Below are 15,084 nucleotides of genomic sequence, written 5' to 3' on the forward strand. Positions count from 1 at the left end.
CCACCGTTGGAGAGCTGCACTATCTTACTTCCGTGGAGCAGCTGATCGCCGAAGATCCGGCGCGCATCGGTCCGTACCGTCTGATCGCCCGGCTGGGCGCGGGCGGGATGGGTCTGGTCTACCTCGGGCGTTCCGAAGCGGGACGCACCGTGGCCGTCAAGGTCGTGCAGGCCGAGTACGCCGGGCACCCGGAGTTCCGCCGGCGTTTCGCCCGCGAGGTGGCGGCGGCGCGCAGGGTCGGCGGAAGCTGGACGGCGGCGGTCCTCGACGCCGATCCCGAGGCCGCCGTGCCCTGGGTCGCGACGCAGTACGTGCCGGGACCCGACCTGCACACGGTGGTCGCCAGGGACTTCGGGCCGCTGCCCGAACACTCGGTCCACGTCCTCGCCAACCGGCTCGCCCTCGCCCTCGGGGCCGTGCACGGGGCGGGCCTGATCCACCGCGACCTGAAGCCGTCCAACGTCCTCGTCACCGTCGACGGCCCCCGCGTCATCGACTTCGGCATCGCCCGCGCGATGGACAGCCTGGGCGGGGACAGCCTGCACACGCGCACCGGCATGCTGATCGGCTCCCCGGGCTTCATGTCGCCGGAACAGGTCCGCGGTCTCGCGCTCACCCCCGCCAGTGACGTCTTCTGCCTGGGCGCCGTCCTCGTCTACGCCGCCACCGGCCGGTTCCTCTTCGGCGCCAGGGACACCGGCCTCAACGTCCACCTCTTCCGGGTGGCCGAGGAGGAGGCGGACCTGACCGGCGTACCGCAACCGCTGGCCGGACTCGTGGGCGCCTGCCTGGACAAGGACCCGGCCCGGCGGCCCACCCCGGCGGAGGTGGCCGCCCGTACGGCGACGGACCCGGCGACGGACCCGGCGACGGAGTGGCTGCCGGGCCCGGTGCTGGCCCAACTCGGCCGTCATGCGGCCCGGTTGCTGGACTACGCCCCCGCGCAGCGCACCGAGGCACCGGCCCCGGCCGCCGTCACCGCCCCGGCCGTCACCCCCGTCGCGCCGCCCGTGCCCCTGCAGGCCCCCGCTCCCGATCCGCGGTCCCCGCGCACACCTCCCGCGTACGCCCCGACCGTGCCGGTCCCGTCCGGCCACGCCCCCGGATTCGGCCCGGCACCGAGCCCGGCCGATGCCCCGGTGCGGGCCTCGACCCCCGCACCGGCCGCCCCCGCCGGAGGCCGCCGGAGCCTGGTGGTGGCCGTGTTGGCGCAGCTGGTGGTGGTGCTCGACGGAGTGATGTTCAGGTCGGCCTGGCCGATGGCCCAGGCAGACCTGGGTCTCTCCTCCGGCGGCACGTACCTGCTCTTCTGCCTGTACCTCCTCGCTTTCGGGGGGCTGCTCCCGCTCGGCGGCCGCGTCGCGGACCTCGTGGGCCGCAGGCGGGTCATGGTCGTCGCGCTGGCCTCGTTCGCCACGGCGGCCGTGCTGGGCGGGCTGTCCGAGGTGCCGGCCGTGCTGATCTGCGCCCGCGCCGGGCAGGGCGCGGCCGCCGCGTTCGTGCTGCCGACCGCGCTCTCCCTGGCGGTCACGGGCTTCACCGACCCGAAGGCGCGCCGCCGGGCCTTGGGGATCTACGCCGCGATCGTCGGCGGCGGTTCCGCGCTCGGGGTGCTGCTGGTAGGGGTGGTGACCGGGCACCTCCAGTGGCGTTGGTCCCTGTACGCCGGCGCACTGATCGCCGTGATCGCGGCCGTCACCGCGCTCGGTCTGCCGGCGGACCGTCCGGGCCGCCCCGGCGCCCGCCTCGACGTACCGGGCGCGCTGCTCGGCGCCGGCGGCCTCGTCTGCCTCACGCTCGGCTTCGGAGAACTGAGCCGCCTCCACGGGTTCGAGCCCCCCGTCACCGTCTCCCTCGTGCTCGGCGTCGTCCTGCTCGTGGTCTTCCTGATGCGGCAGACCCGGACGCCCGAGCCCCTCCTGCCGCCGTACTTCTTCAGGGTTCCGGGCCGCACGGGCTGCCTCGTGACCTCGGTCCTGGCCGGCGCGGGCCTCCTCGTCCTCGTCCCGGTGCTCCGCACCTGCCTGGGCCCCTACCTCGGCTACGGGCCGGAGGCGGTGGGGGTCCTCCTCCTGCCGCTGGTCGCGGCCGTGGCCATCGGCGCCACCCAGATCTCCGCCCGCCTGCTGGACCGCGTCGCGCCCCGCGTACTGATCGTCGGCGGTCTGCTGGCCACCGCCCTCGGCCTGTTCTTCTTCGTCAGGGCAACCGGCGCGGGGTACGTCGGCTGGGTGCTGCCCGGCATGCTCCTCGCCGGCTGCGGCGCCGGTGCGGCCCTCGTGCCGGTTCTCGCCGTCATGACCGAAGCCGTCCCCGAGGGGCACTCCGGCGCGGCCTCGGCGGCATTCGCCGCGGCTCAGCACACGGGCGTGGCGCTCGGCGTCATGCTGCTCGGCGGCCTCGCCTCCGCCGACGGGGACCAGGTGCTCCAATCCCCCCTGACCATCTGGTGGGCGTGCGGATTCCTGCTGCTGGCGGCCCTCGTCGCCGGGCTGACGATCAGGGTGAAGGCGCCCGGGGCGGCCGGGGGAGTGCCGATCCGCCCCTGACCCGCGGGGAGCGCGGTCAGCCGACGCCGTAGCGGGCCGCGATCCCGGCCAGAACCAGACCCAGACCCTCCTCGAAGCCCTCGTCGTAGTCCTGGAACAGCTCGGCGCCGGCGGTCGCGGCGAGCGGGTAGTCGGCCAGCCGGGCGGCGCGTTCGTCGATGTCGTAGCCCTCCCGGCGCTGCCCCGGCAGGGGCTCCACGCCCTGTTCCTCGGTGACGAAGCCCAGGGTGAAGAAGTAGGCCGTGGAGGTGGCGCGGACCGCCTGGGGGAGCGTGAAGCCGGCGTCGACCAGGGCGCGCAGGTTCGCCTCCATCTGGACCGCGTGCTCGGTGCCCGTGAAGCGGGAACCGCTGAAGACCTTCGCGCCGTCGCGGTACCCCAGCAGGGCCGCGCGCAGGCTCCGGTTGCCCGCCAGGAGCCGCTCCCGCCACGTGGCGCCGTGCGCGAGTCGCGCGTCGGCGTCCGCGGCCATCCGGCGGTACATCTCCGTGGCCATCTCGTCGAGCAGTTCCTGCTTGCCCTTGAAGTGCCAGTACAGGGCGGGTGCCTGGACGTTCAGCTCCTTGGCGATGGCGCGCAGGGTGAGGCCGTCGAGGCCGGTCTCGTTGAGGAGCCGCAGCGCGGTCTCCACGACCTGCTTCTTGTCGAGTCTGGGAGCTTTCCGGGTCGTCACGCTTGACAGCTTAACAGCGTTAAGGGAATGCTGTGCGGAGATGGAACTTAACGACGTTAAGGAGAGCGGTATGCGCAAGGACGGATGCGACGTACAGGACGTACTGGTCATCGGCGCGGGCCCCACCGGCCTCGCCCTCGCCCTGGACCTCGCGCGGCGCGGTGTACGGGCCCTCGTCGTGGAACGGGCCGAGGGCCTCTTCCCCGGTTCGCGCGGCAAGGGCGTCCAGCCCCGTACCCGGGAGGTCTTCGACGACCTGGGCGTGGGGGAGGCCATCGGCGCGGCCGGCGGTCCGTACCCGGTCGCGGCGATCTGGCGGGACGGCCTGCGCCAGGGCGAACACCCGATGTTCGACGACAGCCGGGAGACCGGGGACTCGCCGTACCGCGAGCCCTGGATGGTCCCGCAGTGGCGCACGCAGGAGATCCTCGCCGCCCGCCTCGCGGAACTGGGCGGTGAGGTCGCCTTCGGCCGCGAGCTGGTGGGCATCACCCAGGACGCGGAAGGCGTGGCGGCGGAGTTCGCCTCGGGCCCGCCGCTGCGCGCCCGCTACGCCGTCGCCGCCGACGGCGGCCGCTCCACCGTGCGGCGCGCGCTCGGCATCGGCATGGCCGGCGAGACCGTGGACCCGAACCCGGTACTGGTCGCCGACGTCCGCGTCGACGGCCTCGATCGCGAGAACTGGCACGTCTTCCCGCCCGCCGCCGAAGGAGGCGGGTTCCTCGCGCTCTGCCCGCTCGCCGGGACGCGGGACTTCCAGCTCACGGCCCAGTTCCCGGAAGGCGCGGACATCGACCTCACCCTCGAAGGGATCCGGGCCGTCGTCACCGCCCGCACCCACCTGGCCCCCGAAGCCGTGACGCAGGTGCGCTGGGCCTCGGACTTCCGGCCGCGCGCCGCACTGGCCGACGCCTTCCGGCAGGGGCGGATCTTCCTGGCGGGGGACGCCGCGCACGTCCACTCGCCCGCGGGCGGCCAGGGGCTCAACACCAGCGTCCAGGACGCGTACAACCTGGGCTGGAAGCTCGGTGCCGTCCTGGGCGGACGCGCGCCCGAGTCCCTTCTGGACACCTACGAGGAGGAACGGCGGCCCGTCGCCGCCGAGATGCTCGGCCTGTCCACCCGGATCCACCGGGGAGAGGCCCGGCGCGGTGCGGCCACGCGTCAACTGGGCCTGGGATACCGGGAGTCCTCCCTCGCGGTGGAGACCCGTACGGACCTGCCCGAGGACGCGGTGCGCGCGGGCGACCGCGCGCCGGACGGTGACGCCGGCGACGGCGGAAGGCTCTTCGAGGCGTTCCGGGGCCCGCACTGGACCCTGCTGGTCGTGGGCACCGCGCCGGGGACCGCCCTGCCGGCACTGCCCACCGTCCGCACGGTGCGGGTGCCGTCGCAGGCGGCCTACGGGGACGGCCTCTTCCTCGTCCGGCCCGACGGCTACGTCGGCTGGGCGGGCACCACGGCCGCGGGCGCCACCTGGTACGCGGCCCGGACCGGCCTGTAGACCGCCCCGGTCCCACCCGGGCGCCATATGCTGAACGGATGATCATCTCCCTGCCGCCCGGCGAGTTCCGTGCCTACCTGTTCGACTGCGACGGCACCATCGCCGACTCCATGCCCCTGCACTACCGGGCCTGGACGCAAGCCCTCGGCGAGTGGGACTGCACGTTCCCCGAGGACCTCTTCTACGCCTGGGGAGGCCGGCCGGTAGCGGACATCATCGCCTCGCTCAACGAGGCCCAAGGGCTGTCGATGCCGGTCGCGGCCGTCGCGGACCGCAGGGAACACCTCTACCGGGAACTCCTGCCCCGGCTCACGCCGGTCCCGGGAATCCTGGCGCACATCGAGGACTCCCGCGGGCGCATACCGACGGCCGTGGTGTCCGGCAGCACCCGCGATTCCGTCACGGCGTCGCTGACCGTCCTCGGCCTCCTCGACTCGTTCGACGTGCTGGTGTGCGCCGGCGACTACACGAGGGCCAAGCCCGACCCCGAGGCGTTCCTCCGGGCGGCCGCCCACCTCGGCGTCCTGCCGGAGCACTGCCTGGTCTTCGAGGACACCGACCTGGGCATCCAGGCCGCCACGGCGGCGGGCATGGCGTCCGTACGGGTCCCACAGCCCCGGCGCGGCTGAGCCGCCAGACCCGGGCCCAGGGGGCGTTGCGGTCCTCGCCGTACCCGCCGGAGCACCGCCGTACGCCGTACGCCGTCCCGACGCGGACCGCCGCCGGCACGGGCCCGGGGTGCGGGCATGCGGTGCCCGCTCCGGGGAAACCGACGAGTTCGCCGAATCTCAGAGGGCTCTGCCTTGGAACCGGCCGCGATTCGTCGCTCGGGCGTTGACCCTGGTGTGGGTTCGCCGGATGCCTGGCGGGGAACCCGGTTGCAATCAAGATGGCGTTTCCGGCCGTTTCCTGACCGATTAGGCACTTCGGTCCAGTCAGGCCGGTTTGGCCGCCCTACCGTGCACCTGTCCGTGATGAAACGGATACGGAAAGTGGCGGATCGGGAGGGCTCAATGGCGGACAGGGTGCGGGCGACAGAGCAGGAGCGGCTGGAGCGGCTGCGGGGGCTTCTGTCGGGACAGCGCACGCAAGACCGTGCGGCGCGGGCGCTGACGCTGGGACAGGGCGGGTCCGGCAACATGCTGCTGGGGGCGTTGCTGCACGGTGCGGACCGGCTGCGGCAGGGCCAGACGCCCACCGACCTGGAACAGATCCTGCTGAACGCAGTCGGTGCGCAGCTCTCCGGCGCGGAGACGCAGCAGTGGGGACGTGTGTACCGGGAACTGGTGGATGCTCAGGGGCGGGTGGCGCTGCTGCCGGAGAGGATCACGAGCCGTCCGGTGACCCAGGGCTACTCGATGGCGGACCTGCGCCAGGACCTTCCGCGCCTGCAGGCCGATGCGCTGGCGTGTCCGACGGTGCAGATCGTCTCGCCGGCCGTGGCAGCCTCGGGGCAGCCGGAGGATCCGGCCTTCATCGAAGCGATGGCCGAGACCGGGTTCGCTGTCACCGCCTTCGCTGACGTCACCGAACCCCTCACCGCCACCGGCGCAGCCGATGCCGGCATCGGGCAGAGCGGGGAGGCGCCGGCCGGTGGTGAGAGCGAGGACGGCTCCCGTGCGGCGACGACGTTCCGGATGAAGCTGGAGATGGAGAGCTTCTACGTCAACCGGGCGGTCGGCGACCAGGGGGGCGGCCGGGACGAGATCTACTGGACCGCCGCCACCAGCCGCGGCAACGCCACGGGGGCCACCTTCGTCTCGGAGGAGTTCGGAGCCGTCAAGAAGGGCGACAGGAGGCACTTCACCGCCGGCGAAGGAATCTTCTTCGACGGAACATCCGACGGCTACATCGGGACGACGATCTGCTGCTGGGAAGCCGATCAGAGCAACGACGAATGGTGGAACGCACTCAAGAAGGCCCTCAACGAAGCGGTCGACCGCATCGATGAAGCCCTGATGATCGGGGACTATCTGACGGGCTTCTCGGTCCCGACGTGGGTGGCGATCTCGTGGGAGATCGGGAAGCTCTTCGTCAGCATCATCGACTACTTCCGCAACTACGACGACCTCTCCAGCTGCCGCACCATCGGGATGAGCCGCCAGGATTTGGCCGTCCTGTCCCACCGCGGCCACACCAACTGGCACTTCAACGGTGACGGATACCACGAGCTGAGGGTGAAGTACACCGGCGAGAAGGTACCCTTCCCCGCCGGAACCCTCGAATACGTCACCTACACCGGGGACACCGCCAGTGCCCCGGTCCCCCTGCCCTTCAAGAGCATGAACTTCCCCGCGCTCGCGTCCTTCAAGGGAAAGCTGCACGCCCTCTTCCTGGACGCCAGCACCCAGGGGGTCATGTGGACGGTTCTGGACGGCCAGACCTGGTCGACGCCCGTCCGGGTCCACCGATGGAGGAGCTACTTCACGCCCGCCATGGCGGTCTACCGGGGCAAGCTGTACTGCGTCCTCGTCGCCGCGGACAACGAGAGCGGCATGGTGTGGAGCGTCAACGAAGACGGCACTTCGTGGGCCCAGACGACCAAGTCCCGCAACACCTACCTGAACAAGGCCCCCGCGCTGGCGGCCTGGCGCGACCAGCTGTGGATGGTGCACGTAGGCGAAGACGGAATGCTCTGGGAGAACTACTACGACGGGACCGACCCAGAGTGGAGTCGGTCCTCGCAGCACCACCCGTGGAGGACTGACAGCCCTGTCGGTTTCACCGCCCAGGGCAGCACCCTGTGGCAGGCCACTCGCGGAAAGGGCGACGACAGGCAGGACCGCGTGGACGTCACATATGCCGAATTCAGCGGCGGATGGAAGGACTTCTCCTCGCCTCCGGGCTGGCGTGTCTCCTGCGGGCCGACTCTGGCGACCCACAACAACAGGCTGTGGATCTTCCTGCGCAACACGAACGGCACCCTGGTCTCCTCCACCCATTCAGGCGGTGCCTGGAGCACCACGCAGCCGGTCGGCACCGGCACCGAGATCAAGCCGATGGACGAGGTCGCCGCGGCCACACACAGCAACAAGCTGTACGTGATGTACCACCGGTAGACCCACGCCACCAGCGCCTGCTGCTCCGGAGCCCAGCGCACTCTCCTGCCCGCGGTCCACGGAGAGCCAGGGGCAAGGACGTGGTTGTTGCCGATGGCTTTGTACACGAGTAGCGGCGTCGTTTTGACACGACACTGGGAGTCGCTCGCTCGCGCCAATAGGCGGTGTTCACGGGAAAGGGGAGGCACCTCGCGGGCTCTCCCGCCGGCCGGGTGGAGGGTGAGCGTCGGTTGGGTCGCGCCCCGCCGGGCTTCGGCGTCTTGGTGGCGCGGGACCGGGCGGCCAGGCCACCCTGGGGACTCCATTCCACGGCGTCGGCACTGCGTCACACACGGTGCCAACGCCGTGGCTGCGAGGAGGCGGGTTTTCGGTCTTGGGCCTACTGGGAGCGGGGCACAGCATCGAAGATCACGGTCATGTCGGCCGTGTAGAGCCCGTTCCGGGTGTCGAGCGGGCGTGCGGCGATGATCGTCATGTCGGCTTGGGTTCCGGAAGTGGAAGTCGCGTCGTCCACGACCTCTTGAGGGATTGCGGTCAGCGTCACGCCGTTGGACTTGGTGGTCAGTGCGATGGCGTCGGACCCGTTGTAGAGAGAGGCGGGTCCTCCTTCGATGTAGGCGTGGATGCTGCCTGCCGTTCGGGCCTGGATGGCGCCGGCTTCGTCCTGGGTGCGGGCCAATTCGACGTGGCCGTTGGGGGAGGCGGTGTCGATGAGGCCGGGGAGATCGGCGGCGAGGCTTGCGGCGAGGTCGCCGGGCTCGCGGCCCAGGGATTCGGCGGCTTGGGCGAGCCGGTCCTCCCCGATGGCCCGGGTGATCTGTTCGGCGGTCACGGGCTCGTTGGGTCCGGAGCTGATCCAGGACCGCAGCTGCGGTTCCAGACCGGCGTCCGAGAGGCTCTTCACCGAGATCGGCACGGTTGTCGGCGTGGCCACGCCGTCGTTCACAGGATCGGTCATGCGGGGATCTTTCCCGCCCCAGCGAGATCAAACGCAGGGTGGATCTGACCTCTGCAAGGTCCACTGCTACGAGACAGCCCCAGCAGGCCCAGGTGCTGTCCGAAACTCGTGAATATTGCGGCCAGGCTGCGACTCCCGAACCGGTGTCGAAGTGCTGCCCGTCCTCGGGTTCTGGCCCAACTTCTGTGGAACCGGGCCGTACATGCCCGTGCCCGCGTCGAACCAGAGCACTGACCTGCCGGTTCCCATCGTTCGGTGTCCCGGTGAACCGATCGTCGAGGCGTCTCCACGGAAGTTGAGCCAGAACCCGTCCTCGTGAACAAAGCCCTTGCCCACGTCCCCGCCGCCCTAGGGGGCGATCGGGCCATTCCTCCTATCCGGGTGAGCCGACAGGACGTAGCCGGTGGCGGAATGGTTGGACAGGCCGAAGAGCTCCATCAGCCGGACGGGGTCGGAGCTGTGGCGCGCCTCGTCGACGATTCGGTCCACGCGCAGGCGGCCGGCCGGTGGGCCGACTCGCTGGAAGAGCAACTGGACCACGCCGGCGCTGATGGGCGGGCCGGAGTCGTCGACGGCGGTGTTGCGGGTGACGAAGAAGTGGGGATTGGAGCTGTCGGGCCAGCGCTGGCGGCGCTGGAGCTCCCACGCTGCGGTCAGGCGCAGGGTGAAGGCGTCGAGGTAGATGACGTGGTCCATGCGGCCCGCCCGGCGCAGGCGCAGTTGGCCCTTGCTGCGGTCGAGGTCGGTTCCCCGGAGGTGGGTGAGCTGTCCAGCGAGGAGGGCGTAGCTGGCGACGAGGGCGACCATGAGGCGGTCGCGCGGGTCGTCGAGGCGGTCCAGGAGACCGGCGATGCGGTCGGAGGGCAGCGCGGTCGGCACGGATCGGCTGCTGGTGAGGGAGACGCTGCGGGCCGGGTCTCGGAAGACGAGGCGTTCGCGTTTGAGGGCCCTGAAGAAGGAGCGCAGTGCGGTGTGCAGGCGGCGGGCCTGGTCGCCGCGGAGCGGGTCCAGGACGTCCTCGATGTGCTTCCTGGTGATCTCACGGGGATCGATGAGCCCGTCGGCGATCCACGCTTCGAGGGTGCCCAGGATGGCGCCCACGTAGTTCTCGACGGTCTTGGAGCTGCGGGCCCGGCTGGAGGTGCTGCCCTGGCCAAGGAGTACGTCGATGAAGGTGTGCGCCGCGGTGGAGAAGGCCGGGCGGGCGATGGCAGTGGCGTGATGCCGGGAGCGGGCGATGCACGGATCGGTGGGCGGTTGCGCGGCGAGCAGGCCGCGCAGGCGGAGGTAGTTGATGACGCGGGCGCCCTGGAGGTCGGCTCTCATGGAGGCCAGGGCCCGGATGTCGCCCTCCTGGATGGGAGCCTCGGCGCCGAGGTGCCCGGTCACGATGCGCAGGGTTCGGATGCTGCCGTTGAAGAAGTCGGTGTTCCATCCGCGGCCCCGCATGTACGCGGTGAAGTCAGTGACCAGGCTGTCTGCTGCCGCGGTCAGGGCGGGCGGCATGCTGGTGTCCAGACGAGTCCGGTCCCGGGGCGGGGACGGGAACAGTCCCAGCTGGGCGGGGTCCACTAGGTACTCGGATAGTTGGCGTTCGGACTTGGCCCGGGCACGAGCGCGGCGTCGTTTGAGGGCGAAGCGACCTTGGGGCGCCGCAGTGCCAGTCAGGAAGCGCCCGACCGCCAGTCCGGCGGCATAGGGGCCGGTGAACCACAGCTGATCCCCGTTCTTCATCGCGATCTGGGCGGTGTCGACCTCGGTTTCGGCGACGACGATGCGGCACATGCGGCACATCCCGGCGCTGAGCATCAGCGTGCGGTGGCAGCGGCCGCACTCGGCCTCGTGGCCGCCGCGCTTGCGCATCTCGGAGCACCAGCTGGTGCACGGCACACACAGGACCCGGCGATCATTCGCCCAGGCCAGACAGTGGGCGCACTGCCCCCGCAGCTCAAGGTCGCGCTGTCCGCCCTGGCGGGTGGGACCGGTTCCGCGCGGCGGGACCATCCGGCGCGGGGGTGGCGGTGCGAGGAGGCCGGCTCGGTCCAGGGCCTGCCCGAGGATCGGGCCGTTGTAGAGGAGGTCCTTCAGGGCCTTGGTGGCGACCTGGTGCCGGTCGGGGTCACGGGCGGCCAGCGCCAGGCGGGCGAAGCCTTCGAGCCGCCAGATCCACACAGTCCGGGCGCGTACCCGGCGCTCGTCGGCCATCTGCTGCAGTTGCTCGGAGACGGCCTCGAAGCCGGGGATGTCGCGGTCGCCGATGCGGGCCGCGTGGGTGCGGGCGAACCGGCGGGCCGGGGTGGGGAAGAGCCCCAGTCGCCCGGGAACCTGGGGCGGGCAGATCCGGGGGTCGTCGTGGACCTGCTCGGGGAGACGAGCCCGTAACCACGAGGGGATGGCCGCTCGCCGCCCGGGCTTGGCTTGAGGCATGCGCAGCGGCCTCGCCTCGGGCAGGGCGACCCCGTCGATGTCCAGGGCGAGCTGACGCGGCCGGCCCGGGGACAGGGCTTCGTCGTGGAGCTCGCCCCAGGCCCAGGGGTCGTCCTCCCCAAGGCGGATAGCCAGCAGGCAGGGCGCGCAGACGCCCGCCCGCGTCACCGGCACGGTCCAGGCGCAGCGGCGGCACGACGCCTCGCTCCAGCCGTCCCGGCCCGAGGACACGCGGATCCACGCCCACGCACACCGCGGGCACATGGCCTTGCCGTTCACCGCTCCCCAGCTCGCGCACGTCCCGCACGACCCGAGCAGCCCAAACCCCCTGATCACCGGTCGCCCCGGTTGGTTCGGCGGCAGGGAACGCCGGGCTCCGCTGCTGCCCGGCCGCGGAATCGGGCGTGCGGGCCCGCTGTCGCCGACGGCGCGCTGCTCGGTCTCCAGGCGTCCCTCGGCCGCCGCTACCGGCTCGGCTTCCATCAGGTCCGCGACCGTGCACTTCAGGGCGGCGCAGATCATGTCCAGGTCCTCCAGCCGGACGGTGACCGGCTTGCCCGACCACAGCGCGGCCACCTTGCTCAGGGACGGGGTGAATCCCACCTCCCGGAAGGCCGCCTGCAGCTGGGTCGGGCGCCAAATGTCGCGCTTGGCCGCGGCCCAGCGCAGGTTCCACTTCAACGGATCATGCATCCGTGCTCAGCCGGCGAACCGCTCGCCGGGAAGACTCCGGGCTCGCCCGCTCCGGGTCGCCCTTCGCGGTCGCGAGGTAGCCGACCGTGGTGGATGCCCAGACATGTCCGAGCAAGACCTGCACGTCCCACAACGGCATCCCCGCCTCATAGTTGTGGGTCGCGCAGGCGTGCCTTGTGTCCGCAGAGGCCGCGTGCGGATGACTCCGTGTGGCGATTGAGCAGGTCCGATCGCAGAGGCGGCTTTCGCGACGCAGATGGTCGGCTGTGTTGTATTCCGCAGGACCTCCCGTGATGCAGGTCACTCTCTTTCGTGTTCCTGGGGCCTCGCTGTCAGTGGGGACTGAGATCGTGCCTCCGTGAGCGAATTGGTGGAGCATGTAGATGAGCAGGACCGCGTGTTGGGAGTCGTCGAACGAGGCGAGGCGGAGCGTCAGGACTGGCCGCATCGCATTGCGACGACGATCTGCCGTGATCGGGCAGGGCGGATCTTGGTGCTGCGACGGTCCGAGACGCATTCCCGGTTCCCTGGCTACTACGACGTGATGGTCGGTGGCGCTGTGAACGTGGGTGAGTCGTATGAGGAAGCCGCGGCCCGGGAACTGTCCGAAGAGCTGGGCGTTCGTGTGCCTGTGCGCTTCATGTTCAAGTTCCTTTGCCGGGAGGGGATCAGCCCCGTGTGGTTTGGGGTGCATGAGGCTGTCGTGACTGAACCCCTGATTCCGGACCCGGGCGAGATCGCCTGGCAGGGCTGGCTGACAGAGGCCGAATTGTGCGAGGCCGTCGATCAACGTCTCTTCGTTCCGGGAGGACGGAAAGCTCTGTGCCGATACCTGCAGTCCGAGTCCGGGCCGGCAGCTGAAGAGGCGTCTCCCCGGCGATCCGCCGATGTCAGTGGCGACTGCGATGCCGTCGGCCTGATCCCTTGGAACCTGCTGGTCATCGACAAGGCTCTGCGGGCCAGTTGGGCCGCTGACACCTGTTCCCCGGACGACCTCGTCCGCGCCGGCTGGCAGCCCGGCAACCCGGCGTGGGGTCACTGTGACATCACCGCTTTGATAGTGAACGACATCTTCGGTGGCGACCTCATGGTCGGGGAGGTCCACTGCGGTGGGGAACAGCACGGATTTCACTGGTGGAATCGGTTGCCCAGCGGTGTGGACCTCGACCTGACGCACGAGCAGTTCCGGGATGGCCAGACCGTCACCGCAGCCCGGGTCGTCAAACGTCCACCTGGGCCGCTTCCTCGGCGCTGGGAGGAGTATCTCCTTCTGCGCGAGCGCGTCATCGAGCACCTCGGTCACCTCCCCGAGCCTGCCTGACCCGCGGAGATCGTGCTTCAACTGCACGTCCCGATCACGGTGGTTCGTGGTGTGGGAAGGCGGCTGACCCGGCTGGCCCCGGCGGCGGCATCACGGAGCCGGACGATCTCCTCGTGCTGTGCGGCGAGCCGGGCCAGGGCCTGGGTGCGGAAGTCCGCGAGCTCGTCGATCATCTGTTCCGACTTGGCCAGTCGCTCCCTGAGCTTGGCATTCTCCGCCTTGAGGCGGGTGATCTGGGCTTCGCGGGGGTCGGTACTTGATCGTCACATGCGGCTTCGGGGTGCGGCGGACCGCCAGGTTCACCTTCACCTCCCGACCGGTCCCGGCGAACAGGGCCCGCGCGGCGCGGTAGGTGAACGGCTCGGCCGTTGCGTACTCCTCGTGCATCGCCCACCGGTAGAACAGCGACAGGATGCTCGTGTGCTGGCCCCACGGCGTCGCCGCGAACCGGGCCTTCAACGGACCCGCCGCCCGGTGCTCGGCGTACCGGCTCAGCCCCGCCTTCAACCGCTCCCGCGAGTCGAACGGCCCCACCCCGTGCTCGGCCAGGAACTCCATCCACTCCTTGACCACCCGCGCGTAGTTCTCCCACGAACTCGGCGCCGGCGCCCCACTGGCCGGGAGCTCACGCAACCACCGGTTCACCACCGCCGTCGGACGCGGCGCGGCCGGGCCGTCCTCGAAGCGCAGGTCGTCGTCGACGTGCACGGGCATCCCCTCGGAGATCAACGGCCGATGCTCGATGTCCCAGGACTCCCAGCCCCGGGACGAGAAGAAACTCAAGATCATGGGCGCTGACAGTAGAAACACCACACGGCTCAACGCAAAGCCCAAACACCCAGGCCACCGGCCCAGTTGGAGCCAATCGCCACACAGAAACCAAGCAGAGACAACGTGCCGCAGGAGATGCGGAAAGAGCTCGCTGACCGGGCCCCGCAGATACTCGTGCGAGGCCATCTTCAGCGCGCGCCGGAACGTGTCGGGCACCACCGGCGGGGCGAGCAGTCCGTCTATGCCGGCGAGCGATTTCGCCAGCCGCTCGGAGGGGAACAGCGGCGCTCGGGGGGTCAGAGGGGTCATCGGGAAACTCGCCCCGCACCTCCTCGACGTACCACCACAGGAGCGCGCGGCCCTCTTCGAAGAGGAAGGCTTCGCGGTCCCTCGGGCCGGAGCCGCCGGCGCCCTTGCCGTGGACCAGGAACCGGCCCCACTGCCCGTTCTCCCAGTGCACGTCACCGAGCTGCACCTGGCAGAGCTCCGCTGCCCGGACCCCGGAGATGTACGTCAGCTTCGACATCACGTAGTTGCGGACTGCCACCGGGTACTTCCGGGCCTGCGGCAGCGCCTCCCGCCACGCGGCGAAGAACTCCTTCGTCGCCCGCGCCGACGGCGGGATCCGAAGCCCGAAGTCCCCGCGGTGCACCGGCCTGTTGAACGCATCGACCGGCGACTGGACCACCGCGCCGAAGCGGCGGTGGATCTCGCCGGCGTACCGCTGTTCAAGGAAGGCGTAGTAGAGGTCGATCCGGTTGATCTTCGATCGGACCGTCGTGTGCCGCGGCCGCTTGCCCGGGCCCGCGAAGTACTTGTCCAGTTGCCGCGAGGTCAGGTGTCACGGCATGACGTCGTAGTACGCGCAGATCTCCAGCACCGGCTGGACCAATGACTCCAGCGTGCGCGGTGACAGGCCCGCGACGTCCCGGGCCCATACGTACTCGGCGAGGGAGTCCTGGAAGAGCGCGCGCTCGGCTTCCACGGACACGGTCGCCGCGGTCTGTCGCTGGAGCGTCAGGACGTCAGCCAGGCCCGGCTCCGGCCGCACTTGCTCGCCGGGCCGGTCCTTCACAGCTACGTCGCCGCCCGTGATGAGGGAGAAGCGACGAGTCCCGGAATCCGTCAC

General features: G+C 70.8%; 11 protein-coding genes and 2 pseudogenes. 7 read left to right on the plus strand and 6 right to left on the minus strand.

Going from position 1 to position 15,084, the window contains the following annotated elements; translation table 11 throughout:
* Positions 1-32 precede the first annotated feature (32 nt).
* On the plus strand, positions 33-2,549 hold the full coding sequence (locus ACEPPI_RS19555) for an MFS transporter (protein ID WP_373916512.1): 2,517 nt from the start codon (positions 33-35) through the stop codon (positions 2,547-2,549).
* Positions 2,550-2,565: 16 nt separating this feature from the next.
* Here the strand turns inward: ACEPPI_RS19555 and ACEPPI_RS19560 are convergent, their stop codons facing one another.
* Complete coding sequence (locus ACEPPI_RS19560) at positions 2,566-3,222, minus strand: TetR/AcrR family transcriptional regulator C-terminal domain-containing protein (protein ID WP_373916513.1); 657 nt, start codon at positions 3,220-3,222, stop codon at positions 2,566-2,568.
* A gap of 40 nt (positions 3,223-3,262) precedes the next feature.
* On the opposite strand from ACEPPI_RS19560, the gene ACEPPI_RS19565 reads away from it, so the two are divergent.
* The 3 genes from ACEPPI_RS19565 to ACEPPI_RS19575 all read left to right on the plus strand — a co-directional run bounded on the left by ACEPPI_RS19565 (position 3,263) and on the right by ACEPPI_RS19575 (position 7,785).
* On the plus strand, positions 3,263-4,726 hold the full coding sequence (locus ACEPPI_RS19565; RefSeq protein WP_373916514.1) for an FAD-dependent oxidoreductase: 1,464 nt from the start codon (positions 3,263-3,265) through the stop codon (positions 4,724-4,726).
* Between the two features lie 38 nt (positions 4,727-4,764).
* Positions 4,765-5,355, plus strand: coding sequence for an HAD family hydrolase (locus ACEPPI_RS19570; protein ID WP_373916515.1), 591 nt, complete (start codon positions 4,765-4,767; stop codon positions 5,353-5,355).
* A gap of 384 nt (positions 5,356-5,739) precedes the next feature.
* Complete coding sequence (locus ACEPPI_RS19575; RefSeq protein WP_373916516.1) at positions 5,740-7,785, plus strand: hypothetical protein; 2,046 nt, start codon at positions 5,740-5,742, stop codon at positions 7,783-7,785.
* Between the two features lie 379 nt (positions 7,786-8,164).
* On the opposite strand, the gene ACEPPI_RS19580 is transcribed toward ACEPPI_RS19575, so the two are convergent.
* From ACEPPI_RS19580 to ACEPPI_RS19590, 3 genes and pseudogenes are all read right to left on the minus strand, one after another.
* Positions 8,165-8,743: a YidB family protein gene (locus ACEPPI_RS19580; RefSeq protein ID WP_373916517.1), complete on the minus strand. Its 579-nt coding sequence runs from the start codon at positions 8,741-8,743 to the stop codon at positions 8,165-8,167.
* Positions 8,744-11,521: 2,778 nt separating this feature from the next.
* Positions 11,522-11,851, minus strand: a pseudogene (locus ACEPPI_RS19585) (helix-turn-helix domain-containing protein); the annotation flags it as partial.
* A 4-nt stretch (positions 11,852-11,855) separates the two neighbouring features.
* Positions 11,856-12,380 (minus strand): tyrosine-type recombinase/integrase, encoded by a 525-nt coding sequence (locus tag ACEPPI_RS19590; protein WP_373916518.1) that lies wholly within the window; start codon positions 12,378-12,380, stop codon positions 11,856-11,858.
* Between ACEPPI_RS19590 and ACEPPI_RS19595 the strand changes: the two are divergent.
* Positions 12,261-12,638: pseudogene (locus ACEPPI_RS19595) on the plus strand (NUDIX hydrolase); the annotation flags it as partial. The gene ACEPPI_RS19590 and the pseudogene ACEPPI_RS19595 overlap by 120 nt on opposite strands.
* 141 nt (positions 12,639-12,779) lie before the next feature.
* Positions 12,780-13,184, plus strand: coding sequence for a hypothetical protein (locus ACEPPI_RS19600; protein ID WP_373916535.1), 405 nt, complete (start codon positions 12,780-12,782; stop codon positions 13,182-13,184).
* Between the two features lie 90 nt (positions 13,185-13,274).
* On the opposite strand, the gene ACEPPI_RS19605 is transcribed toward ACEPPI_RS19600, so the two are convergent.
* Positions 13,275-14,264: a hypothetical protein gene (locus ACEPPI_RS19605; RefSeq protein WP_373916519.1), complete on the minus strand. Its 990-nt coding sequence runs from the start codon at positions 14,262-14,264 to the stop codon at positions 13,275-13,277.
* Between the two features lie 224 nt (positions 14,265-14,488).
* Here ACEPPI_RS19605 and ACEPPI_RS19610 point away from each other — a divergent pair, with 224 nt between their 5' ends.
* Positions 14,489-14,698 carry a hypothetical protein gene (locus tag ACEPPI_RS19610; RefSeq protein WP_373916520.1) on the plus strand — a complete coding sequence of 70 codons (210 nt, stop codon included), beginning with the start codon at positions 14,489-14,491 and terminating at the stop codon, positions 14,696-14,698.
* Positions 14,699-14,796: 98 nt separating this feature from the next.
* On the opposite strand, the gene ACEPPI_RS19615 is transcribed toward ACEPPI_RS19610, so the two are convergent.
* The gene (locus ACEPPI_RS19615; RefSeq protein ID WP_373916521.1) at positions 14,797-15,084 is read right to left on the minus strand and encodes a hypothetical protein; all 288 of its coding nucleotides are present in this window, start codon (positions 15,082-15,084) and stop codon (positions 14,797-14,799) included.

Source organism: Streptomyces sp. AB3(2024), assembly GCF_041862025.1.
In the GTDB taxonomy this organism is placed as follows: Bacteria; Actinomycetota; Actinomycetes; order Streptomycetales; family Streptomycetaceae; genus Streptomyces.

Bases quoted from the DNA above. Each gene is read 5' to 3' on its own strand.
- ACEPPI_RS19565 (WP_373916514.1), top strand. From the start codon at position 3,263: ATGGAACTTAACGACGTTAAGGAGAGCGGTATGCGCAAGGACGGATGC.
- ACEPPI_RS19570 (WP_373916515.1), top strand. From the start codon at position 4,765: ATGATCATCTCCCTGCCGCCCGGCGAGTTCCGTGCCTACCTGTTCGAC.
- ACEPPI_RS19575 (WP_373916516.1), top strand. From the start codon at position 5,740: ATGGCGGACAGGGTGCGGGCGACAGAGCAGGAGCGGCTGGAGCGGCTG.
- ACEPPI_RS19580 (WP_373916517.1), bottom strand. From the start codon at position 8,743: ATGACCGATCCTGTGAACGACGGCGTGGCCACGCCGACAACCGTGCCG.
- ACEPPI_RS19590 (WP_373916518.1), bottom strand. From the start codon at position 12,380: ATGCGTCTCGGACCGTCGCAGCACCAAGATCCGCCCTGCCCGATCACG.
- ACEPPI_RS19605 (WP_373916519.1), bottom strand. From the start codon at position 14,264: ATGACCCCTCTGACCCCCCGAGCGCCGCTGTTCCCCTCCGAGCGGCTG.